18 protein-coding genes are annotated in these 22390 nt (G+C 60.4%); 15 read left to right on the plus strand and 3 right to left on the minus strand.

The window, feature by feature from the left end; all coding sequences use genetic code 11:
• Positions 1-128: 128 nt before the first annotated feature.
• Complete coding sequence (gene bioB, locus ACA049_RS28140) at positions 129-1184, minus strand: biotin synthase BioB (RefSeq protein ID WP_477792397.1); 1056 nt, start codon at positions 1182-1184, stop codon at positions 129-131.
• A 90-nt stretch (positions 1185-1274) separates the two neighbouring features.
• Between bioB and ACA049_RS28145 the strand changes: the two genes are divergently transcribed.
• From ACA049_RS28145 to rarD, 5 genes are all read left to right on the plus strand, one after another.
• The gene (locus ACA049_RS28145) at positions 1275-2015 is read left to right on the plus strand and encodes a ComF family protein (RefSeq protein ID WP_497331418.1); all 741 of its coding nucleotides are present in this window, start codon (positions 1275-1277) and stop codon (positions 2013-2015) included.
• A gap of 185 nt (positions 2016-2200) precedes the next feature.
• Positions 2201-2965, plus strand: a complete 765-nt coding sequence (locus tag ACA049_RS28150) for a TOBE domain-containing protein (RefSeq protein ID WP_497331419.1) — start codon at positions 2201-2203, stop codon at positions 2963-2965.
• Between the two features lie 219 nt (positions 2966-3184).
• Positions 3185-5086: a PhoX family protein gene (locus tag ACA049_RS28155; RefSeq protein ID WP_497331420.1), complete on the plus strand. Its 1902-nt coding sequence runs from the start codon at positions 3185-3187 to the stop codon at positions 5084-5086.
• A gap of 209 nt (positions 5087-5295) precedes the next feature.
• Positions 5296-6270 carry a serine/threonine protein kinase gene (locus ACA049_RS28160; RefSeq protein ID WP_109635384.1) on the plus strand — a complete coding sequence of 325 codons (975 nt, stop codon included), beginning with the start codon at positions 5296-5298 and terminating at the stop codon, positions 6268-6270.
• A 176-nt stretch (positions 6271-6446) separates the two neighbouring features.
• Positions 6447-7334: an EamA family transporter RarD gene (rarD, locus tag ACA049_RS28165; protein ID WP_109635386.1), complete on the plus strand. Its 888-nt coding sequence runs from the start codon at positions 6447-6449 to the stop codon at positions 7332-7334.
• Positions 7335-7549: 215 nt separating this feature from the next.
• Here rarD and ACA049_RS28170 read toward each other — a convergent pair whose 3' ends face one another.
• Positions 7550-8068, minus strand: a complete 519-nt coding sequence (locus ACA049_RS28170; protein ID WP_094470306.1) for a glycine cleavage system transcriptional repressor — start codon at positions 8066-8068, stop codon at positions 7550-7552.
• A 549-nt stretch (positions 8069-8617) separates the two neighbouring features.
• On the opposite strand from ACA049_RS28170, the gene ACA049_RS28175 reads away from it, so the two are divergent.
• A complete protein-coding gene (locus tag ACA049_RS28175; protein ID WP_497331421.1) occupies positions 8618-10795 on the plus strand; it encodes a malate synthase G in 2178 nt (725 codons plus the stop codon).
• A 58-nt stretch (positions 10796-10853) separates the two neighbouring features.
• Here the strand turns inward: ACA049_RS28175 and ACA049_RS28180 are convergent, their stop codons facing one another.
• Positions 10854-11315, minus strand: a complete 462-nt coding sequence (locus tag ACA049_RS28180; protein ID WP_497331422.1) for a response regulator — start codon at positions 11313-11315, stop codon at positions 10854-10856.
• A gap of 255 nt (positions 11316-11570) precedes the next feature.
• Here ACA049_RS28180 and ACA049_RS28185 point away from each other — a divergent pair, with 255 nt between their 5' ends.
• The 9 genes from ACA049_RS28185 (at position 11571) to ACA049_RS28225 (ending at position 22378) form a co-directional block, all read left to right on the plus strand.
• Positions 11571-13511: a putative nucleotidyltransferase substrate binding domain-containing protein gene (locus tag ACA049_RS28185; RefSeq protein WP_497331423.1), complete on the plus strand. Its 1941-nt coding sequence runs from the start codon at positions 11571-11573 to the stop codon at positions 13509-13511.
• Complete coding sequence (locus ACA049_RS28190; RefSeq protein WP_497331424.1) at positions 13508-14215, plus strand: 3'-5' exonuclease; 708 nt, start codon at positions 13508-13510, stop codon at positions 14213-14215. The genes ACA049_RS28185 and ACA049_RS28190 overlap by 4 nt, the downstream gene beginning before the upstream one ends.
• 241 nt (positions 14216-14456) lie before the next feature.
• On the plus strand, positions 14457-14975 hold the full coding sequence (locus ACA049_RS28195; RefSeq protein WP_497331425.1) for an RNA polymerase sigma factor: 519 nt from the start codon (positions 14457-14459) through the stop codon (positions 14973-14975).
• Positions 14972-15946, plus strand: a complete 975-nt coding sequence (locus ACA049_RS28200) for a FecR domain-containing protein (protein WP_497331426.1) — start codon at positions 14972-14974, stop codon at positions 15944-15946. The genes ACA049_RS28195 and ACA049_RS28200 overlap by 4 nt, the downstream gene beginning before the upstream one ends.
• Positions 15947-16173: 227 nt before the next feature.
• Complete coding sequence (locus ACA049_RS28205) at positions 16174-18600, plus strand: TonB-dependent siderophore receptor (RefSeq protein ID WP_497331428.1); 2427 nt, start codon at positions 16174-16176, stop codon at positions 18598-18600.
• A gap of 73 nt (positions 18601-18673) precedes the next feature.
• Positions 18674-19807, plus strand: a complete 1134-nt coding sequence (locus ACA049_RS28210) for a PepSY-associated TM helix domain-containing protein (RefSeq protein WP_497331430.1) — start codon at positions 18674-18676, stop codon at positions 19805-19807.
• Positions 19804-19983 carry a hypothetical protein gene (locus ACA049_RS28215; protein WP_497331432.1) on the plus strand — a complete coding sequence of 60 codons (180 nt, stop codon included), beginning with the start codon at positions 19804-19806 and terminating at the stop codon, positions 19981-19983. Before ACA049_RS28210 ends, ACA049_RS28215 begins: the two co-directional genes overlap by 4 nt.
• A gap of 297 nt (positions 19984-20280) precedes the next feature.
• Positions 20281-21576, plus strand: coding sequence for an MFS transporter (locus ACA049_RS28220; RefSeq protein WP_497331434.1), 1296 nt, complete (start codon positions 20281-20283; stop codon positions 21574-21576).
• Positions 21577-21748: 172 nt separating this feature from the next.
• Positions 21749-22378 (plus strand): glutathione S-transferase, encoded by a 630-nt coding sequence (locus ACA049_RS28225; protein ID WP_497331436.1) that lies wholly within the window; start codon positions 21749-21751, stop codon positions 22376-22378.
• The last annotated feature ends 12 nt before the right edge of the window (positions 22379-22390 follow it).

Raw genomic sequence — 22390 nt, forward strand, 5'->3', positions numbered from 1 at the left:
ATGGGTATGCACCCAATCCCAGTGTGGGAGCGGGCTTGCTCGCGAAGGGGCCGTCACATCCAACATGGATGGTGACTGAAACTCCGCATTCGCGAGCAAGCCCGCTCCCACATTGGATTTGTGGCGGGTCAGACAGCCGCGTTATAGAACTGCTCGCTGCTCTTCTGCTCCACCAGCGCCTGTTCGATCGCGGCCTGATGCACTTCGTCCGCGTGTTCTTCGCGCGCTTCCGGCAGGATCCCCAGGCGCGAGAACAGTTGCATGTCCTTGTCGGCCTGCGGGTTGGCGGTGGTCAGTAGTTTCTCGCCGTAGAAAATCGAGTTGGCGCCGGCGAAGAAGGCCAGGGCCTGCATCTGCTCGTTCATCGCTTCGCGGCCGGCGGACAGGCGCACGTGGGATTGCGGCATCAGGATGCGCGCAACGGCAAGCATGCGGATGAAGTCGAACGGGTCGATGTCTTCGGCATTTTCCAGCGGCGTACCGGCGACTTTCACCAGCATGTTGATCGGCACCGACTCCGGATGCTCTGGCAGGTTGGCCAGCTGGATCAGCAGATTGGCGCGGTCATCGAGGGACTCGCCCATGCCGAGAATGCCGCCGGAGCAGATCTTCATCCCCGAATCACGCACGTAGGCCAGCGTTTGCAAGCGCTCGCTGTAGGTGCGGGTGGTGATGATGCTGCCGTAGAACTCCGGCGAAGTATCGAGGTTGTGGTTGTAGTAATCGAGACCGGCCTGGGCCAGCGCTTCGGTCTGGTCCTGATCCAGGCGACCCAGGGTCATGCAGGTTTCCAGGCCCATGGCTTTCACGCCTTTGACCATTTCCAACACATACGGCATGTCTTTGGCCGACGGGTGTTTCCACGCCGCGCCCATGCAGAAACGGGTCGAACCGATGGCCTTGGCGCGAGCGGCCTCTTCGAGGACCTTCTGCACTTCCATCAGTTTTTCTTTTTCCAGACCGGTGTTGTAGTGACCGGACTGCGGACAATATTTGCAATCTTCCGGGCAGGCGCCTGTTTTGATCGACAGCAGGGTGGAAACCTGGACGCGGTTGGCGTCGAAATGCGCGCGGTGCACCGTTTGCGCCTGGAACAACAGGTCGTTGAATGGCTGAACGAAGAGTGCTTTGACTTCGGCCAAAGACCAGTCATGACGCAGGGTTGCAGAGGTGCTGGCGCTCATGGGCGTTTCCTTGGTTATGCTTGGCAAGCGGCTGGGGAATGGAATACCCACAGACGCGACACGGATGTTCGGCATATTTAAGGAAGAGCGATGCGCTGTCAACCACGATACGTAGGACCGGTTTACATCTGGTTAAACAATAACCAACACTGTCTGCTCTGTAGCGAAGCCACCGAAGAAGTCAGACCCATCTGCATGGCCTGCGAAACCGACCTGCCCTGGCTGGGCGATCACTGCCAGACCTGCGCCCTGCCCTTGCCCGCATCGGGCCTGACGTGTGGGCCATGTTTAAAACTGCCGCCGGCTTTCGAGCGGGTCGCCGCGCCTTGGACGTACAGTTTCCCCGTGGACACGTTGATCACGCGCTTCAAGCACAGCGCCAAGTGGCCGTTTGGCCGCCTGCTCGGCGAACTTCTCGCGCAGTTCCTGCAACATCGCTTCGATGAGGACCTTGATCCCCCCGACGCGCTGGTGCCGGTCCCGCTGGCCGCCAAACGCCTGCGCCAACGCGGCTTCAACCAGGCCGCGATGCTTGCTCGCTGGCTCAGTGACAGCCTCAACATTCCTTGCGATGAAAAACTGCTGCTGAGGACTCAGGACACCAGCGCGCAACAGGACCTGAACGCCGACGCTCGCAAGAAGAATCTGCGCAATGCGTTTGCCTTGGTGCCTGGAGCATCCATCAAAGGCCGGCACCTGGCGCTGGTAGACGACGTACTGACTACAGGCGCCACCGCCCAGGCTTTGGCTCGCCTGTTGATGGATGCTGGCGCCGCGCGGGTCGACGTCTATTGCCTGGCCCGCACGCCAAAACCCGGCGACGCGGTTTGACCCAATGACACAAAACCTGTGGGAGCGGGCTTGCTCGCGAAGAGGCATTCACATTCAACATAAATGTCGACAGTTGAATCGCTTTCGCGAGCAAGCCCGCTCCCACAGGGATTGTGGCCTGGCTTGACTCCCGGGCTCCAAGCCGCCAACGTCTTCACCATTGTCACCACCCAAAGCACCTTGCCATGTCCTTGCCCACATTATTGTCCCAGCACATTGTCCGTCGCCCGCAGCGCATCGCGTTGCTGCAGCACATCGCCGAACAGGGCTCGATCACCCGCGCCGCGAAAAGCGCGGGGCTGAGTTACAAGGCGGCGTGGGACGCCATCGATGAGTTGAACAACCTCGCGCAGAAACCGCTGGTGGAACGCAGCGTCGGCGGCAAGGGCGGCGGTGGCGCCAAACTGTCCAGCGAAGGTGAGCGCGTGCTGCGCCTGTATCAGAAGCTGCAAGCCTTGCAGGCCCAGGTGCTGGAGGCGGCCGAGGATGCAAGCGACCTTGACCTGCTCGGTCGGCTGATGCTCAGAACCAGCGCGCGCAATCAATTGCACGGCAAGGTCGTGGCGATCGACAGCCAGGGGCACAACGATAGAGTCCGCCTGGAACTGGCCGAAGGCTTGACCCTCGATGCACAGATCACTCACGACAGCACCCTGCGCCTGGAGCTGGAGACCGGCACCGAAGTCGTGGCCCTGATCAAGGCCGGTTGGCTGGAGTTGCTGGGCATCGATCAACAAGCAACTCCCGGCAACAACTGCCTCAAGGGCCAAATCGAAGCCATTCTCGACGCCGAAGACGGTCCGAGCGAAGTGCGCATTGGCCTTCCCAACGGCCAGACCCTCTGCGCACTGGCCGAGCCGCTGCACTTGCGAACCCTCGGCCTTGCCTCTGACAAACCGGTGCGGGTGCAGTTCGCACCGTCCAACGTTTTACTCGGCACACCGCTTTAACCCAGACACCCCGTATCCCTGTAGGAGCTGTCGAGTGAAACGAGGCTGCGATCTTTTGATCTTGCTTTTAAAAAGATCAAGATCAAAAGATCGCAGCCTCGTTTCACTCGACAGCTCCTACACCGCCCCTACACAGATACGGGGTCCACGACGAACGCTGCAACAAAAGCTTCATCGATGCTCTTTAAGGTGGCTGCAAAAACCAGCAGGGAGCCTGATGTGAGCCTATTAGAAGAAAAACAGTCCACCGACCTCGAGAAAATGGTCGGCCTCAGCCGTCGTGGCTTCATCAGCGCCGGCGCCCTTTGCGGTGCGGCCATGTTCCTTGGCGGTAACCTGCTGAGCCGCAGCGTGCTGGCCGCGAGTGTCAGTGCAGGCTCCAGCAAACTGTTGGGCTTTGACAGCATCCCCGCCGCCACCAGCGACGCCATTACCCTGCCGCCGGGTTACAAATCCTCGGTACTGATCAGCTGGGGCCAGCCTCTGCAAAAGAATGGTCCGGCGTTCGACCCGAGCGGCAACGGCACCGCCGAGCAGCAGGAAGTCCAGTTCGGCGACAACAACGACGGCATGAGCCTGTTTGAATTTCCCGGTGAAAAAGATCGGGCGTTGATGGCGATCAACAACGAATACACCAACTATCGCTACCTCTATCCGCACGGCGGCATGCCGCAATCGGCGCAAGAGGTGCACAAGGCACTGGCCTGCGAAGGCGTGTCGGTGATCGAAGTGCAGCGCAAGAACGGCCAATGGCAATTCGTCCAGGGCTCGCGCTACAACCGCCGCATCCACGGCAACGCACCGATCAACCTGAGCGGCCCGGCCGCCGGTCATGCTCTGGTCAAAACCAGCGCCGACCCGCAGGGCAAGCATGTCCTCGGCACCTTCCAGAACTGCGCCAACGGTAAAACGCCGTGGGGCACTTACCTGACGTGCGAAGAGAACTTCACCGACTGTTTTGGCAGCAGCAACGCCGAGCTGAAGTTCGACGCCGCGCAAAAACGCTACGGCGCAGTGGCTGCCAGCAAAGAGATCAACTGGCATCAACACGATGAGCGATTCGACCTGGCGAAGAATCCGAACGAACTCAACCGTCACGGTTGGGTGGTGGAAATCGACCCGTTCGATCCGCAATCCACACCGGTCAAGCGCACGGCCCTGGGCCGTTTCAAACATGAAAACGCGGCCCTGGCCGAAACCAATGACGGCCACGCCGTGGTGTACATGGGCGACGATGAGCGCGGAGAGTTCATCTACAAATTCGTCAGCCGCGACAAGATCAATCACAAAAACCCCAAGGCCAACCGCGACCTGCTGGACCACGGCACCTTGTACGTGGCGCGCTTCGATGCGGGCGACAGCAACGCCGATCACCCGAAAGGCCATGGCGAGTGGATCGAACTGACCCACGGTAAAAACGGCATCGACGCCAGCAGCGGTTTTGCCGACCAGGCCGAAGTGTTGATTCACGCGCGCCTCGCGGCCAGCGTGGTGAAAGCCACGCGTATGGACCGTCCGGAATGGATCGTCGTCAGCCCCAAGGATGGACAGGTTTATTGCACGCTGACCAACAACGCCAAACGCGGCGAAGACGGCCAACCCGTGGGCGGGCCGAACCCGCGCGAGAAGAACGTCTACGGGCAAATTCTGCGCTGGCGCACCGACCGCGACGATCACGGCTCGAAAAGCTTTGCCTGGGACCTGTTTGTGGTCGCCGGCAATCCGGGTGTCCACGCCGGTACGCCGAAGGGCGGCTCGTCGAACATCACGCCGCAGAACATGTTCAACAGCCCGGATGGCCTAGGCTTCGACAAGGCCGGGCGGTTGTGGATTCTCACCGATGGTGATTCGAGCAATGCCGGGGATTTTGCCGGCATGGGCAACAACCAGATGCTCTGCGCCGACCCGGTGACCGGGGAGATTCGTCGGTTCATGGTCGGGCCGGTGGGTTGCGAAGTCACGGGGATCAGCTTTTCGCCGGATCAGAAGACCTTGTTTGTCGGGATTCAGCATCCGGGGGAGAACGGGGGATCGACGTTCCCTGAGCATCTGCCGAATGGCAAGCCGCGGTCGTCGGTGATGGCGATTTCCCGGGAAGACGGCGGGATCGTCGGCGCCTGACAAGCCCTCTTCGCGAGCAAGCCCGCTCCCACACTGGATCGTTGGTGTTCACACTACCTGTGACACACTGGAGATCCAATGTGGGAGCGGGCTTGCTCGCGAAAGCGTCAGTCCAGACAACACTGATCTCAAGCCCAAACACTAAAGACGCCCCGTCTGCGCTACCATGCTTGGCCGGACGCGGCAGCCTGCTGCGCGCAGGAGTCAGCATGGCCCACCCGTTTGCAACCCTCACCCCAGACCTCGTGCTCGATGCCGTTGAAAGCATCGGCTTTCTCAGCGACGCGCGCATTCTGGCGCTCAACAGCTACGAGAACCGCGTCTACCAAGTCGGCATCGAAGACTCCGAGCCGCTGATCGCCAAGTTCTATCGCCCGCAGCGCTGGACCAACGAAGCGATTCTCGAAGAACACCAGTTCACCTTCGAACTCGCCGAATGCGACGTGCCGGTGGTCGCGCCGATGATTCACAACGGTGCCAGCCTGCACGAACACGCCGGATTCCGTTTCACCCTGTTCCCCCGCCGTGGCGGCCGTGCGCCGGAGCCGGGCAATCTCGACCAGTTGTATCGCCTCGGCCAGTTGCTGGGTCGTCTGCACGCCGTCGGTGCGACCAAGCCGTTCGAACACCGTGAAGCGTTGGGCGTGAAGAACTTCGGTCACGATTCGCTGACCACTTTGCTTGAAGGCAACTTCGTGCCCAAAAGCCTGCTGCCGGCCTACGAGTCTGTGGCCCGCGACCTGCTCAAACGCGTGGAGGAGGTCTACAAGGCCACGCCGCACCAGAACATCCGCATGCACGGCGATTGCCACCCCGGCAACATGATGTGCCGCGACGAGATGTTCCACATCGTCGACCTCGATGACTGTCGCATGGGTCCGGCCGTTCAGGACATCTGGATGATGCTGGCGGGCGATCGCCAGGAATGCCTCGGTCAGTTGTCGGAATTGATGGACGGCTACAACGAATTCCACGACTTCGACCCGCGGGAACTGGCGCTGATCGAACCGCTGCGCGCCTTGCGCCTGATGCACTACAGCGCCTGGCTCGCCCGCCGCTGGGACGACCCGGCGTTCCCGCACAGTTTTCCGTGGTTCGGCAGTGAGCGGTATTGGGGGGATCAAGTCTTGGCATTGCGTGAGCAATTGGCGGCGCTAAACGAAGAACCCCTGAAACTTTTCTGACACCCCCAATCCCCCTGTGGGAGCGGGCTTGCTCGCGAATGCGGTGGGTCATTCGGCAAATATGTTGACTGACCCACCGCATTCGCGAGCAAGCCCGCTCCCACATTGCTCCGAGACCATTCCAAAAAATCTCCTTACAATTGCCTCTTTGTTAGCTGCCTAAGCAAGGATTCTGCATGCAAGCTGCCAACCCGCGTCGCGGGTACATCCTGGGCCTGAGTGCCTACATCATCTGGGGCCTGTTCCCGATCTACTTCAAAGCCATCGCCAACGTGCCCTCCGTGGAGATCATCATCCACCGCGTGCTGTGGTCGGCGCTGTTCGGTGCCTTGCTGCTCATGGTGTGGAAGCATCCGGGCTGGTGGCGTGAGTTGCGTGACAACCCGAAACGGCTGGCGATTCTGGCCCTGAGCGGCACGCTGATTGCGGCCAACTGGCTGACTTACGTCTGGTCGGTGAATAACGGACGCATGCTCGAAGCGAGCCTCGGTTACTACATCAACCCCTTGGTGAATGTGCTGCTGGGGATGTTGATCCTCGGCGAACGGCTACGGCGCATGCAGTGGATCGCAGTGGGACTGGCGGCGGTCGGCGTGGCGCAACAGGTGTGGCAAGTCGGCAGTCTGCCGTGGGTGTCGCTGGTGCTGGCGCTGACGTTTGGCTTCTACGGCTTGATCCGCAAGCAAGCGCCCGTAAAAGCACTGCCCGGTCTTGTAGTGGAAACCTGGATGCTGGTGCCGATTGCCATAGCCTGGCTGCTTTTCAATCAGACGGCCATGAGCGCTCAGCCCGAATTCTGGACCACGTCCGAAGCCTGGTGGCTGGTGGCGGCCGGTCCGGTGACGCTGGTGCCGCTGGTGTGTTTCAACGCCGCCGCACGGCATTTGCCCTACACGACGCTGGGATTTCTCCAGTACCTGGCGCCGACGCTGGTGCTGTTGCAAGCCGTGCTGCTGTTTGGCGAGCACTTGTCTTCCAGCACGCTGGTCGCGTTTATCTTTATCTGGGCCGGCTTGGCGATTTACAGCGTCGATGCGGTGATCAGCATGCGCCGCCGCAGCTGATCAAAAAACATACAAACCTCTACAGGCCACGCCCTTCGTGGCCTGCGTTGATCCTTCCCAAGGTTATCCACAGCGTGATCCCCGCCGTTTGTGCGCAACTTGTTGAAACTGATGGTTTTTTGATCAGATCCTGAAGAAGCCCGGCCGGCGTGGGCTGGCGGGCTGTCTCTACAGGTTATCCACAGGCAGGTGCACGTATAACTTGGATAACCCTGTCAGGGTTCGCTGCGCAGCACCAACTCCACCATCAGATCGTCGGCCAGTGTTTCCAGTCGTGACTGCAATACGTCCAGAGAAAGAGTAAGCGGTACCGCCAGAATCGCTTCGGCGTGAAACAGCGGCTCGCTGCTCATTGGCGCCGGACGCACTTCAGTCACCAGTCGTTCCAGGTTCACCCCTTGCTCACTCAGCAGGCGGGTGATGTCGCGGACAATCCCAGGGCGGTCATTGCCCACCAACTCCATCGCAATCGGCTTCCAGGTGCAGGATTGCTCGATGCCACTTTCGGCAATCAGCACGCGAATGCCGTGAGCGGACAACGCTTTCAGGGCATCGACCAGTTCATCGTAAGCCTCGGCCGGCACGCCCACCCGAAGAATCCCCGCGAACTGCCCCGCCATGCGCGACATGCGGCTCTCCAGCCAGTTTCCGCCATGCTCGGCAATGCATTGGGCAATGCGCTCGACCTGCCCTGGCTTGTCCGGAGCGAAAACAGTGAGTACGAGGTGGTCCATGGCGCAGCCCTCTAGTCATGACTTTTGTTATAGAAAAGCAAGTATAGGCAAGGGTTGATCCTGCGCTGAATCGACTGACGGCTTCGCGGGCAAGCCTCGCTCCTGCAAGGAACCACGCAACCCCTGTAGGAGCGAGGCTTGCCCGCGAATGGAGCACCACCGACGAACCTGCGAACAACAAATCGTGTACAACTTCATATATTTAACTGGAACAATCTCATACTTTTTTGAGAACATCCGGATCCCCGACGTGACTGCAATGCGTCATGGGGTCGCAGAACGACGTAATTAGTCTAATTTTCACAAGCGCAATTCATCATGTAGTATGCCGCAGCGCGCACTACATAACGTTGGATCGATGTCTGCCACCGGCACAGTCGCAGCCCTGAAAGCCCTATCAGCAAGGCCTCAACGCCGTTGATCGGTTCCATTCCAGCCGCCCGAAATGGCATGTACTGGTGGAGGGGGTTTGTGGTTTAAATAGCCAGAGGCTTCATTGTTAATTTGAAGAGCTGAAAAGCGAAATAGCTGAGCAGAGTGAGGCAAGCAATGACTGAACACGTTCAAGTCGGTGGCCTGCAGGTCGCCAAAGTCCTGTTCGACTTCGTGAACAACGAAGCCATTCCCGGTACCGGCCTCACAGCCGATAAGTTCTGGGCCGGTGCCGACAAGGTCATTCATGACCTGGCGCCGAAGAACAAAGCCCTACTCGCCAAACGCGATGATTTCCAGGCTCGTATCGATGGCTGGCACCAATCCCGTGCCGGCCTGGCGCACGATGCCGTGGCTTATAAAGCCTTCTTGCAAGACATCGGTTATCTGCTGCCAGAAGCGGCCGATTTCCAGGCAACGACGCAAAACGTCGATGACGAAATCGCCCGCATGGCCGGCCCACAACTCGTGGTGCCGGTGATGAATGCCCGCTTCGCGCTCAACGCCTCGAACGCCCGCTGGGGTTCGCTGTACGACGCGCTCTACGGCACCGACGCCATCAGCGAAGCCGACGGCGCGGAAAAAGGCAAAGGCTACAACAAGGTCCGTGGCGACAAGGTCATTGCCTTCGCCCGCGCCTTCCTCGACGAAGCCGCGCCCTTGGCGGCCGGCACTCACGTCGACTCCACCGGCTACAAGATCGTCGACGGCAAACTGGTGGTCGCCCTTAAAGGCGGCAGCAACACCGGCCTGCGCAATGACGCTCAGCTGATCGGTTTCCACGGCGATGCGGCTGCACCGACCGCGATCCTGTTGAAGAACAATGGCCTGCATTTCGAAATCCAGGTCGACGCCAGTACCCCGGTCGGCCAGACCGACGCTGCCGGCATCAAAGACATCCTGATGGAAGCCGCGCTGACCACCATCATGGACTGCGAAGACTCCGTCGCCGCTGTCGATGCCGATGACAAAGTGGTGATCTACCGCAACTGGCTCGGCCTGATGAAGGGCGACCTGTCGGAAGAAGTCTCCAAGGGCGGTCAGACCTTTACCCGCACCATGAACGCTGATCGCACCTACACCGGTGTCGACGGTAAAGAGCTGAGCCTGCACGGTCGCTCGCTGTTGTTCGTGCGCAACGTCGGTCACCTGATGACCATCGATGCGATCATCGACAAAGACGGCAACGAAGTGCCGGAAGGCATTCTCGATGGCCTGATTACCAGCCTCGCCGCGATCCACAGCCTCAACGGCAACAGCTCGCGCAAGAACAGCCGCACCGGTTCGGTCTACATCGTGAAGCCGAAGATGCACGGTCCGGAAGAAGCCGCGTTCACCAACGAGCTGTTCGGCCGCATCGAAGAAGTCCTCGGTTTGCCGCGCAACACGCTGAAAGTCGGGATCATGGACGAGGAGCGCCGGACCACGGTCAACCTCAAGGCTTGCATCAAGGCCGCCAGCGAACGTGTGGTGTTCATCAACACCGGTTTCCTCGACCGCACCGGCGATGAAATCCACACCTCCATGGAAGCCGGCCCGATGGTGCGCAAGGCCGACATGAAGGCTGAGAAGTGGATCGGCGCCTACGAGAACTGGAACGTCGATATCGGCTTGAGCACCGGCCTGCAAGGTCGCGCCCAGATCGGTAAAGGCATGTGGGCGATGCCCGACCTGATGGCCGCGATGCTCGAACAGAAGATCGCTCACCCTCTGGCCGGCGCCAACACCGCCTGGGTTCCATCGCCGACCGCCGCTGCGCTGCACGCGCTGCATTATCACAAGGTCGACGTATTCGCCCGCCAGGCCGAGCTGGCCAAACGGGCGCGTGCGTCGGTGGACGACATCCTGGCTATCCCGCTGGCCGTGAATCCGAGCTGGACCGCGGAACAGATCAAGAACGAACTGGACAACAACGCCCAGGGCATTCTCGGTTACGTAGTGCGCTGGATCGACCAGGGCGTGGGTTGCTCGAAGGTGCCGGACATCAATGACATCGGCCTGATGGAAGACCGTGCGACGCTGCGTATTTCCAGCCAGCACATCGCCAACTGGCTGCGTCATGGCATCGTCACCGAAGAGCAAGTGATGGAAAGCCTCAAGCGCATGGCGCCAGTGGTTGACCGTCAGAACGCCAACGACGCGTTGTATCGCCCGCTGGCACCGAACTTCGACAGCAACATCGCCTTCCAGGCGGCGGTCGAACTGGTGGTTGAGGGCACCAAACAGCCGAACGGCTACACCGAGCCGGTTCTGCACCGTCGTCGTCGCGAGTTCAAGGCTGCCAATGGCCTGTAACTGAGCGCTGACGCCGGACAAAAAAAGGCCCTGATCGAAAGATCAGGGCCTTTTTGTTTCAAATCGGGTTTTGCTCATCCATTATTCCCAACTCATGCTTGACCAGCTCCAACAACTTGCCGGTATCGACAGGTTTGAGCAAGAAGTCGACCACGCTTAGATGCATCGCGGCGATTGCATCTTTCACGTCGGCATCGCCGGAAACGATGATGAACGGCATTGCCGCCCTGACCGACTCGCGCACCTGGCGGATCAGGTCCAGGCCATCGATGTGGCCCATTCGCAAATCGGTAATCACCAGGCCAATCGTTGGTTTCTCGATCACCATTTTGAGTGCGGTTTCACCACTGGCCGCGGTCATGCAACGAATACCGTCCAACGCAAGAATCTCCGACAACAGCTCCCGCGCGTCTTTATCGTCATCGACGATCAGCACCCGCTGCGGCGGCAAGTCAGGTTCCAGCATGACGGCACTCAGCGCCTCGCGCTCGGCGTCACTCAAAATATCGTGGTCGGACATGGCTTTCTCTACGTTTTCTATTCAATCCCCTAGCACTTTCGTCAGACATCGCTAAGCAGACCTTCAATGTGCACTTCGTCGGAAACTTTTCCTATAGCCAATGTAGGAGGTTTTTCCCGCATTTGCGTCAGACATTTCCTAACTTCCGACGCCTGCAACGCCCGACCTAGACTTACGTCCAATGGGCACCCCGCCCGCAGGGGCCGACCATGACCGGGTCATCCGACAACAACAATTCAAAAAAAGACTGCGGTCATGGTTATGAGTAAAGCGGACGCCTTCACACAGGCAGGGAAAACCGCGGTGTTGCAGAACATCCAGGGCACTTTGCAATTCCTTCAGCGCTTCCCGCCCTTCAATCAAATGGAACACGCGCACCTGGCGTACCTGGTTGAACAATGCCAGATGCGTTTCTACGCCCCTGGCGAAAGCATTATCAAACCCGCCGATGGGCCGGTTGAGCACTTCTACATCGTCAAGCAAGGTCGGGTCGTGGGCGAACGCCCGCATACGGCCAAGGGCGGCACCGAAACCACCTTCGAAATCACCACTGGCGAGTGTTTCCCCCTCGCCGCGCTGCTGGGTGAGCGTGCGACCCGCACCGAGCACCTGGCCGCCGAAGACACCTTTTGCCTACAGCTGAACAAGCTGGCGTTCATCAAGTTGTTCGCACTTTCCACCACGTTTCGCGACTTTGCCCTACGCGGTGTCAGCAGCCTGCTGGATCAAGTCAATCAGCAAGTCCAGCAAAAAGCCGTGGAAACCCTCGGCACCCAATACTCGCTGAACACGCGGCTGGGCGAATTGGCCATGCGCCATCCGGTGACTTGCAGCCCCGCCACGCCATTGCGTGAAGCCGTGACCCTGATGCATGAGCAGCAGGTCGGCAGCATCGTGATCGTCGACGAACACAAAGCCCCGCTGGGCATTTTCACCCTGCGCGACCTGCGCCATGTGGTGGCCGAAGGCACTGACGACTTCAACGAAGCCATCGAAAGCCACATGACCCAGGCGCCGTTTTTCCTGTCACCGGACCACAGCGCCTTCGATGCGGCGATCGCCATGACCGAGCGCCACATCGCTCACGTCTGCCTGGTCAAAGACCATCGTCTGTGTGGCGTGGTGTCCGAGCGGGATCTGTTTTCCCTGCAACGGGTCGATCTGGTGCACCTGGCGCGGACCATTCGCAGCGCCCAGAAACTGGAAAACCTGGTGGCGATGCGCGGCGAGATCGGTCAACTGGTCGAGCGCATGCTGGCGCACGGAGCCTCTTCGACCCAGATCACCCACATCATCACCCTGCTCAACGATCACACGGTGTGCCGGGTGATCGAACTGACCCTCGCCGAAAAAGGTGATCCCGGCATTCCATTCAGCTGGCTGTGCTTCGGTAGCGAAGGCCGCCGCGAACAGACGCTGCACACCGATCAGGACAACGGCATTCTGTTCGAAGCCCGGGACGCGGCGCATGCCGCTGAAATCCGTGGTCGATTACTGCCCATCGCCCAGCACATCAACCAGAGCCTGGCGCTCTGCGGTTTCACGCTGTGCAAGGGCAACATCATGGCCGGCAACCCCGAACTGTGTTTGTCCCGGGGCGAATGGGCACGGCGTTTTGCGGCGTTTATTCGTGAGGCAACGCCGGAGAATCTGCTGGGTTCGAGCATTTATTTCGACCTGCGCGTGGTCTGGGGTGACGAACAAGGCTGCGATCAGCTGCGCCAAGGCATTCTCGATCAGGTGAACGACAACCGGCTGTTTCAGCGGATGATGGCCGAAAACGCCTTGCGCAACCGTCCGCCCGTAGGACGTTTCCGTGAGTTCGTGCTGGCGCGCAAGAATGGCGAGAAGGCCACGCTGGATCTCAAGGTTCAGGGGCTGACGCCTTTCGTCGACGGCGCCCGATTGCTGGCCCTGGCCCATGGCATCGAGTCCAACAACACCCTGGAGCGCTTTCGCGAACTGGTGGCCAAAGACGTCATTGAACGGCTGGATGGCGCCGCGTATGAAGAGGCGTATCACTTCATCCAGCAAACCCGCATGCAGCAACATCAGCTACAGACCCGGGAGAACTTGCCCTACTCCAACCGGGTCGATCCGGACAGCCTCAATCACCTGGATCGACGGATCTTGCGTGAATCCCTGCGCCAGGCTCAACGCCTGCAAAGCAGCCTGGCCCTGCGGTATCAGCTATGAGCCTGTTTTCATGGCTGCGCCCGGCAGGCCCAAGCCTGACCGGCGAACTCCAGCAACGTCTGCAACGCTTGCCCTCGGCGGCAGAGCTGAGCGAATGCAGCCTGCGTGAACAGCGTTGGGTGGTGCTCGATCTGGAAACCACCGGCCTGAACCTGAACAAGGACCGGGTGCTGTCCATCGGTGCGGTGGTGATCGAGGACGGCGCGATCGATTTCAGCCAGCAGTTCGAACGCACGCTGCAATGCGTCGATATGAAGGTGGGGCCCAGCGTGTTGATTCATGGCTTGGGGCCAAGTGCGATTGCCGCCGGCAGCGATCCGGGGCTGGCGCTGCTCGATTTCATGGAATTCGTGGGTGACAGTCCGGTGCTGGCGTTTCATGCGCCGTTCGATCAGCACATGCTTGGGCGCTCATTGAAAGATCATCTGGGCTACAAATTGCAGCATCCATTCCTGGATGTGGCCGACATCGCACCGCTGCTGTGTCCGCAGGCGCACATTCGCGAAGCCGGGCTGGATGAGTGGATCGACTGGTTCAAGCTGGAGGTGTTCGAACGCCACAACGCCAGCGCCGATGCGTTGGCCACGGCAGAGCTGGCGTTGATTCTGTTCAGCCGCGCGCGGCAGCAGCAGATTCACAGTCCATTGAACCTGCAACAGCGGGTGAGCCAGTGGAAACGCAGGCAGCGGGCGCCGTCCTTTTAGATTTTCGGTGGCTGTTCTGTCCTCTTCGCGGGCAAGCCTCGCTCCTACAGGATGTCGTCGTTCCACAGATCGGCACAAAACCTGTAGGAGCGAGGCTTGCCCGCGAAGAACGATAACGCGGTCGAACCGAAGCCCCCCCATCAAAAACCACCTGACCAGTGGCCAATTGCTTACCTCCCCCGCCTCTGCCACAATCGCGAACAATTCTCGTTAGTTAACACTTCCCAATCGGTGATGCTGCGTGTCGTCAGTCCAAAGCCCCCAAAGTGAGCTCGTTGGTGCGTTGTATCGCGACCATCGCGGTTGGCTATTGGCTTGGCTGCGACGTAATGTGGCCTGCCCGCAACGGGCCGAAGACCTGAGTCAGGACACCTTCGTGCGCTTGCTGGGCCGTGGTGAGCTGAAGGAGCCTCGCGAACCGCGGGCGTTTCTGGTGGCGATCGCCAAAGGCTTGCTGTTCGACTATTTCCGCCGTGCAGCGCTGGAACAGGCCTACCTCACCGAACTGATGCTGATCCCCGAAGGCGAACAACCGTCGCTGGAAGAACAGCAACTGATCCTCGAAGACCTGAAAAACATCGACCGCCTGCTGGGCAAGCTTTCAACCAAGGCCCGGACGGCGTTTCTCTATAACCGTCTCGACGGCCTCGGCCATGCGGAAATCGCCGAGCGCCTGGGCGTGTCGGTGCCCCGGGTTCGCCAGTACCTGGCCCAAGGCATTCGTCAGTGCTACGTCGCGCTGTACGGTGAGCCGGTATGAGCCCGGTCAGCTCCAAACCGGTATCCGCCCACGTGCTGGATGCCGCGATTGCCTGGCAATTGTCGCTGGATTCCGGCAACCCGGTGGAACGCGAAGAATTCGCCAAATGGCACGCCGCCCACGAAGAACACGCCCGGGCCTGGCGCCAACTGGGCATGCTCGACCAGCGTTTCAGCGTCGCCAGCGGCCCCGCGCGCACGGCATTACTGAAATCGCGCGAAAGCATTCGCCGGCGGGTACGCAAGCTCGGCAGTGGCCTGGCCAGTGTCGTCGCGGTGATCGGGCTGGCGCTGTTTGCCGGTGATCGTTATCTGCCCATCGACTATTGGCTGGCCGACCAGCGCACTGCCACCGGAGAGCAGCGCACCCTGCGCCTGACCGACGGCACGCTGATCAACCTCAACACCCACAGCGCCGTAGACGTGCGCTTCGATGAGAAGCAACGGCTGATCATCCTTCAGGAAGGGGAAATCCTCGTCGAAACCGGTCATGGCGATGCCCGGCCGTTTATCGTCGAAACCCGTGAAGGCAGCATGCGCGCGCTGGGTACGCGGTTCCTGGTCAAGCGCGAGGAGGACGGCACGCGACTGAGCGTGTTGCAGTCCGCTGTCGCCGCCCATCCGCAGTCGAGTCCTGAGGAACAGATCCTGCGTGAAGGCCAGCAAGTGCTGATGCGCAGCAATGGCCTGGGCCCAATCCTCGCGCTGAACCTCGGCGCCGATGCCTGGACCCGCGGCATGCTGGTGGTGGACAACGCTCGACTGGAAGACCTGGTGCACGAACTCGGTCGCTATCGACGCGGGCATCTGGGTGTTGCGCTGGAGGTTGCTGACCTGCGGATCACCGGCAGCTTCCCGCTGCACGACACCGACAAGGCCTTGAGTGCGCTGCTGCCAACCCTGCCCGTGCAGATCGAACAGCACACGCCGTGGTGGGTGACCGTGGCGAAGGCCGACACCAAGCCCGAATAGGCGCGGTGTAGGAGCTGTCGAGTGAAACGAGGCTGCGATCTTTTGATCTTGATTGTAAAAAAACAAAGTCAAAAGATCGCAGCCTCGTTTCACTCGACAGCTCCTACACCGCTCCTACAGAGCACCCACCAATCTGAATCTAAATTATTTTCATCCAGCCCTATCACTTTTGGATTCTCGTTCGGCACCTAGGCAATTGAGAAATATTTCCATTCAGGAGCCGCTGTATGTCCCGTTCGCTAGACACCTTGTTGCGCCCCAGCTTGCTGGCAGTCGCCATTGCCCTTTGCACGCCCTTGGCCAGCACTCAGCTGATCGCCGCTGAACAAGCGTCCAGCGTTCGCGCCTACAACCTGCCGGCGGCACCGCTGGCCAGCACCCTGAACCAAATCGCCAGCCAGGCGGGCCTCGCGCTGGCGTTGAATCCTTCGCTGGCGGCCGGGAAAACCTCGTCCCCGGTCAAGGGTCAGTTCGACGCCGCCGGCGCCCTGCGTGAAGCCTTGCGCGGCACCGGTCTGCAACTGGAACAAAGCAGCGCCGGCACCTACAGCCTGGTCGCCATTCCCGAAGGCACGCTGGCCCTGCCGGAAACCGCCGTCATCGGTGTCGAAAATACTGAAAGCGCCTGGGGCCCGGTGGAAGGCTACGTCGCCAAGCGCACCGCTGCCGGCACCAAGACCGACACCGCGCTGGTCGAAGTGCCACGCTCGATTTCGGTCGCGACCCGCCAGCAAATGGAGGATCGCAATGTGCAGAACCTCGACGACGCCGTGCGCTACATGCCCGGCATCGTCGCCAGCAGCTACGGCAGCGACACCCGCGCCGACTGGCTGCGGGTACGGGGTTTTGAACCGACCCAGTTCCTCGATGGCCTGCCGCTGCCGAAAGGCACCTATGCCAACCCGAAACAGGAAACCTGGAACCTCGATCGCCTCTCCCTGCTGCGTGGCCCGGCGTCGTCGGTCTACGGCCAGACCCCGCCGGGCGGCCTGCTGGATATGGTCAGCCGCCGTCCTACCGCTGAAGACAGCCACGAGATCCAGCTGCAATACGGCAGCGACAACCAGCGCCAGATCAACTTCGCCAGCACCGGCAAGATCGATGATGAAGGCCAGTTTCTCTACAGCCTGAGCGGCGTGGTGCGCGACAGCGGCACGCAGATCGACCACGTCGACAACAAGCGCTACAACATCGCACCGAGCCTGACCTGGAACATCAACGACGACACCTCGTTCACCTTGCTCACGCAATTCACCCGCGACGATACCGGCATCACCAGCCAGTTCCTGCCGGTGCAGGGCACCAAGATCGACATGCCGTTCGGCAAGGTTTCCCATCACAAAAACCTCGGCGACCCGGACTGGGAATACTACGACCGCACCTACTACGCGCTGGGTTATGCGTTCGAACACCGTTTGAACGATGTCTGGCAGTTCAAGCAGAACCTGCGTTACACCAAATCCGACCTGTCGTTCCAGGGGCTCACGGTCGGCTCGTATCCGTTCACCCAGGTGGATAACGAAGGCAACGTCGGGCGCACCAGCACCATCGTCGATGAAGACATCAGCCAGTTCGCCGTGGACAACAATTTCCAGGCCGACTTCGCCACCGGCGATGTCCGTCACACCGTGCTGCTGGGCCTCGACCACCAGCGCAGCAACACCAACTACACCTCGATTTTCGGCGACGGGCTGACCACCAACGTCAACAACCCGATCTATGGCCAGCCGATCGTTCGTCCGCCGCGCTCCACCGCGTTCTACGACTACAACCAGAAGACCTACCAGACCGGCCTGTACGTGCAGGACCAGATGGCCCTCGACCAATGGCGCCTGACCGTCGGCGGACGTGAGGATTGGGTCCACACCAGCACCGAGTTCTTCAACAAGGGCGACGCCACCAACACCCAGCGCGACAAGAACTTCAGCGGCAACGCGGCGATCAGCTATGTGTTTGATTCGGGCTTCGTGCCGTACCTGTCGTACGCCGAATCCTTCCAGCCAACCATGGGTGCTTCGGCCACGGCCACCGACTCGTTCAAGCCGACCGAAGGCAAGCAGTGGGAATTGGGCATCAAGTACCAGCCACCGGGCAGCAACACCCTGCTCAGCGCGGCGGTGTATGACCTGACCCAGAAAAACGTCTCGGTCACCACCACCGTCGGCGCCACACCGATCACCAGCCAGACCGGCGAAGTGAAGGTCAAGGGCCTGGAGCTGGAAGCGGTGTCCGACGTTACCGAAAACCTGAAAATCATCGCCGCCTACACCTTGGCCAAATCCGAAGTGCAGAAAGGCGACAACAAGGGCAACCGTCTGCAATTGATGCCTAACCAACAGGCTTCGCTGTGGGCCGATTACACCTGGCACGCCGGCGTGCTGGACGGCTTCGGCATTGGCGCCGGCGCTCGCTACACCGGCAACACCTACGGCGATCAGGGCAACACTTGGCTGGGCAAGGCCGATGCCTACACCGTGTTCGACGCGGCGGTCCATTACGACCTCGGCCGTCTGGACAACAGCCTGAAAGGTGCATCCCTGCAGCTCAACGCGACCAACCTGCTGGACAAGGACTACATTTCCACCTGTGACAGTTTCTACTGCTACTACGGCGACCAGCGCAGCGTCGTCGCCAGTGCAACTTACAAGTGGTAATTGCCTGAGCTGAAACGCTCCAAGACCCAAGCCGTCCCTCGAGGACGGCTTTGGTATTTCTAAGGGCCATGAAATGAAAAGTAAAACAATTCGCCGCTGGTCGTGCGTCCACACCTGGACCAGCCTGATCTGCACGGTGTTTCTGCTGATGCTGGCACTGACCGGCCTGCCGCTGATCTTTCACCACGAGATCGACCATCTGCTGGGCGATGCCGCCGAGTTGAAGCAGATGCCGGCGGACACCCCGCAGCTGAATTTGCAGCAGTTGGTGCAGGCGGCTGAAAAACATCGCCCCGGTGAAGTCATGCAGTATTTCGGCTTCGACGAAGAAGAGCCCAACGCCGCGATCGCCATCATGGCGGCCACCGCCGGCACCGAGCCGAACTCGTCGCACACCTTCATGCTCGATGCCCGCACCGGTGAAGCACTGGAGATGCCGTCGGCCAACGGCGGTTTCATGATGGTGATGCTGCGCCTGCACGTGGACATGTTTGCCGGTCTGCCAGGCAAATTACTGCTGGCGTTCATGGGGTTGATGTTTGTCGTGGCGATTGTTTCCGGGACGGTGCTGTACCTGCCGTTCATGCGCCGCTTGAAATTCGCCACCGTGCGCCAGGACAAATCCACCCGTCTGCGCTGGCTCGACCTGCACAACCTGATCGGCGTGGTCACCCTGACCTGGGCGCTGGTGGTCGGTGTCACTGGCGTGATCAGTGCCTGCGCCGACCTACTGATCGCCGCATGGCGCAACGACGCCTTGAGCGCGATGATCGCGCCATACCGCGACGCGCCACCGCTGACGCAACTGGCGCCGGCGACCCGTTTGCTCGACATCGCCAAGGAAGTCGCGCCGGGCATGCAACCGGATTTCATCGCCTTCCCCGGCACACGGTTTTCCAGCGAACATCATTACGCGGTGTTCATGAAGGGCAGCACCCACCTGACGTCGCACCTGCTGACCCCGGTGCTGATCGACGCCAGTACCCTGCAAGTCACCGCGGTGGCCGAACGACCGTGGTACATGGACGCCATGGGCATGTCGCAACCCCTGCACTTCGGTGATTACGGCGGCATGCCGATGAAAATCCTCTGGGCGACCCTCGATGTGCTGACCATCATCGTGCTGGGCAGCGGGGTTTATCTGTGGGTAGTGCGGCGCAGGGCGGCGAAAAAACCGGTGCTCGAGCAAGCGGAGGCTCAAGCATGAGGCCGCGACAGTCGAACTTCTGGAAGGTCTTCGCCACGCCCACCGTGATCGCCCTGCTCAGCGCTGCGGGATTGTTCGCCGCGTTGCTGGGCGATGGCGTGTGGGATGCCTTGAGCTGGCTGGGCCTGGGCGTTCCCGCCATCCTTGCCCTGCGCGGCCTGCTGCCACGCCACTGATCCCATATGAATCGCCACCTCCCCTCCGTAGGAGCTGTCGAGTGAAACGAGGCTGCGATCTTTTGATCTTGTTTTTAAAAAATCAAAGTCAAAAGATCGCAGCCTCGTTTCACTCGACAGTTCCTACGCTCAGGAGTCATACGACGACACCCCCTCCCGCCCGTCGCCTCACCCTGCAAATTCCCTGACATATTTATTGACAGTTTTGCCCTTGCACTTCTATAAAGGCGCATGTTGTACGACAACCTACAACAAACCTGTTCGACACCAAACTCCAAAAATAATCATGGTGAAACAATGAAAGTCAAAGGCATCCGCTGGTGGATGGTCGGCCTGGTGACGGCCGGGCTGATGGTCAACTACCTGGCTCGCAATACCCTGTCAGTGGCCGCTCCGACCCTGATGAGCGAAATGAACATCTCCACCGAGCAGTATTCGCACATCGTGGTCGCGTGGCAGGTTTGCTACGCGCTGATGCAACCGGTGGCGGGCTACATCATCGATGCCATCGGCACAAAAATGGGCTTTGCGATCTTCGCCTTCGCCTGGTCGATTGCCTGTGCGGCAGCGGCAATGGCGTCAGGCTGGCAAGGGCTGGCGTTCGTTCGGGGCCTGTTGGGTCTGACGGAAGCGGCCGGTTTGCCGGCGGCGGTCAAAGCCTCCACCGAATGGTTTCCGGCCAAGGAACGTTCGGTCGCGATCGGCTGGTTCAACATCGGCTCATCAATCGGTGCGCTGCTGGCACCTCCGCTGGTGGTCTGGGCGATTCTAAACAGTGGCTGGGAACTGGCGTTCCTGATCGTCGGGGGGCTGGGCATTGTCTGGAGCTTCCTCTGGCTGATCCTCTACAAACACCCTCGCGATCAAAAGCGCCTGAGCGATGAAGAACGCGACTACATCCTCAGCGGCCAGGAAGACCACTTCAAAGACCCGACGCCGAAAAAGGGCAGCTGGAAGAAGATCATCGGCAGCCGCAACTTCTACGCCATCGCCAGTGCGCGGATGCTCTCCGAGCCTGCCTGGCAGACCTTCAATGCCTGGATTCCGCTGTACCTGATGACCGAACGGCACATGAACATCAAAGAGATCGCGATGTTCGCGTGGCTGCCGTTTCTGGCCGCCGACCTCGGCTGCGTACTCGGCGGTTACCTGAGTCCGTTCTTCCACAAACATTGCAAAGTGTCGCTGTTCACCTCGCGCAAAATGGTCCTGTTGTTCGGCGCCTCGTGCATGATCGGCCCGGCCTGCATCGGCCTCGTGGCCAGTCCGTACACGGCGATCGCGCTGCTGTGCATTGGCGGCTTCGCACACCAGACATTGTCGGGTGCGTTGTATGCGATCACCTCCGACTCGTTCGGCAAGAATGAAGTGGCCACGGCCACCGGCATGGGCGGGATGTTCGGTTACCTGGGCGCTGCGGCTTTCACCCTGGTGTTTGGCGTGATGGTGACCAAGATCGGTTACAGCCCGCTGTTCGTGGTGCTGGCGATTTTCGACATCGTGGCCGCGTTCATCGTCTGGACCGTGGCGCGTGAGCTGAAGCCACAACAGACTGCTCCGGAGTCGCAAGCCGCATTGCAACCGGCCGCCTGAACCTGAACCCATGTGGGAGCGGGCTTGCTCGCGAATGCGGTGTGTCAGATGGCATTTACGTTACTGACACACCGCATTCGAGAGCAAGCCCGCTCCCACAGTTAAACCCTGGCTTGAGCAATCGGACCAACACGCTATGCTGCCCGACACTGCCACCGACCGAGACGCTGCCATGTCCGCCCCCAGCATGACCCTGTTCCACAATTCGTTATCGCCCTTCGTTCGCAAAGTCATGGTGCTGTTGCACGAAACCGGTCAGACCGACCGCGTGGCGCTGCAAGACTGCGTGCTCACGCCAGTGAACCCGGATCAAGCGCTCAACGAAGACAACCCGCTGGGCAAGATCCCGGCCCTGCGCCTGGCCGACGGCAACGTCATCCATGACAGCCGGGTGATCCTCGATTACCTCGACCATCAACACGTCGGCAACCCGCTGATCCCCCGCGATGGCTCTGCCCGCTGGCGCCGTTTGACCCTGGCCTCCCTGGCCGACGGGATCATGGATGCCTCGGTGATGGTTCGGTATGAAGTGGCCCTGCGCGCCCCCGAGAAGCATTGGGACGAATGGCTCGATGGCCAGCGCGACAAGATTCGTCGTGCGCTGGCACTGTTGGAGAAGGACGCGATCGCCGAGCTGACCAGCCATTTTGATGTGGCGGCGATCAGCGTGGCGTGCGCGTTGGGTTACCTCGACTTGCGCCATCCGGATCTGGACTGGCGCGAGGCGAATCCGCAGTTGGCGGCCTGGTATTTTGAAGTGAGCCAGCGGCCTTCGATGGTGGCGACTATGCCGAAGGTTTAGATCTTCGCTGAC

This window comes from Pseudomonas sp. LBUM1662 (assembly GCF_059695915.1).

Excerpts from the sequence above, each read along its gene's own strand:
- ACA049_RS28185 (WP_497331423.1), top strand. The coding sequence starts at position 11,571 with ATGGTTATGAGTAAAGCGGACGCCTTCACACAGGCAGGGAAAACCGCG.
- ACA049_RS28210 (WP_497331430.1), top strand. The coding sequence starts at position 18,674 with ATGAAAAGTAAAACAATTCGCCGCTGGTCGTGCGTCCACACCTGGACC.
- ACA049_RS28160 (WP_109635384.1), top strand. The coding sequence starts at position 5,296 with ATGGCCCACCCGTTTGCAACCCTCACCCCAGACCTCGTGCTCGATGCC.
- ACA049_RS28205 (WP_497331428.1), top strand. The coding sequence starts at position 16,174 with ATGTCCCGTTCGCTAGACACCTTGTTGCGCCCCAGCTTGCTGGCAGTC.
- ACA049_RS28215 (WP_497331432.1), top strand. The coding sequence starts at position 19,804 with ATGAGGCCGCGACAGTCGAACTTCTGGAAGGTCTTCGCCACGCCCACC.
- ACA049_RS28145 (WP_497331418.1), top strand. The coding sequence starts at position 1,275 with ATGCGCTGTCAACCACGATACGTAGGACCGGTTTACATCTGGTTAAAC.
- ACA049_RS28170 (WP_094470306.1), bottom strand. The coding sequence starts at position 8,068 with ATGGACCACCTCGTACTCACTGTTTTCGCTCCGGACAAGCCAGGGCAG.
- ACA049_RS28190 (WP_497331424.1), top strand. The coding sequence starts at position 13,508 with ATGAGCCTGTTTTCATGGCTGCGCCCGGCAGGCCCAAGCCTGACCGGC.
- bioB (WP_477792397.1), bottom strand. The coding sequence starts at position 1,184 with ATGAGCGCCAGCACCTCTGCAACCCTGCGTCATGACTGGTCTTTGGCC.
- ACA049_RS28180 (WP_497331422.1), bottom strand. The coding sequence starts at position 11,315 with ATGTCCGACCACGATATTTTGAGTGACGCCGAGCGCGAGGCGCTGAGT.
- ACA049_RS28220 (WP_497331434.1), top strand. The coding sequence starts at position 20,281 with ATGAAAGTCAAAGGCATCCGCTGGTGGATGGTCGGCCTGGTGACGGCC.
- ACA049_RS28175 (WP_497331421.1), top strand. The coding sequence starts at position 8,618 with ATGACTGAACACGTTCAAGTCGGTGGCCTGCAGGTCGCCAAAGTCCTG.
- ACA049_RS28225 (WP_497331436.1), top strand. The coding sequence starts at position 21,749 with ATGTCCGCCCCCAGCATGACCCTGTTCCACAATTCGTTATCGCCCTTC.
- ACA049_RS28150 (WP_497331419.1), top strand. The coding sequence starts at position 2,201 with ATGTCCTTGCCCACATTATTGTCCCAGCACATTGTCCGTCGCCCGCAG.
- ACA049_RS28200 (WP_497331426.1), top strand. The coding sequence starts at position 14,972 with ATGAGCCCGGTCAGCTCCAAACCGGTATCCGCCCACGTGCTGGATGCC.
- rarD (WP_109635386.1), top strand. The coding sequence starts at position 6,447 with ATGCAAGCTGCCAACCCGCGTCGCGGGTACATCCTGGGCCTGAGTGCC.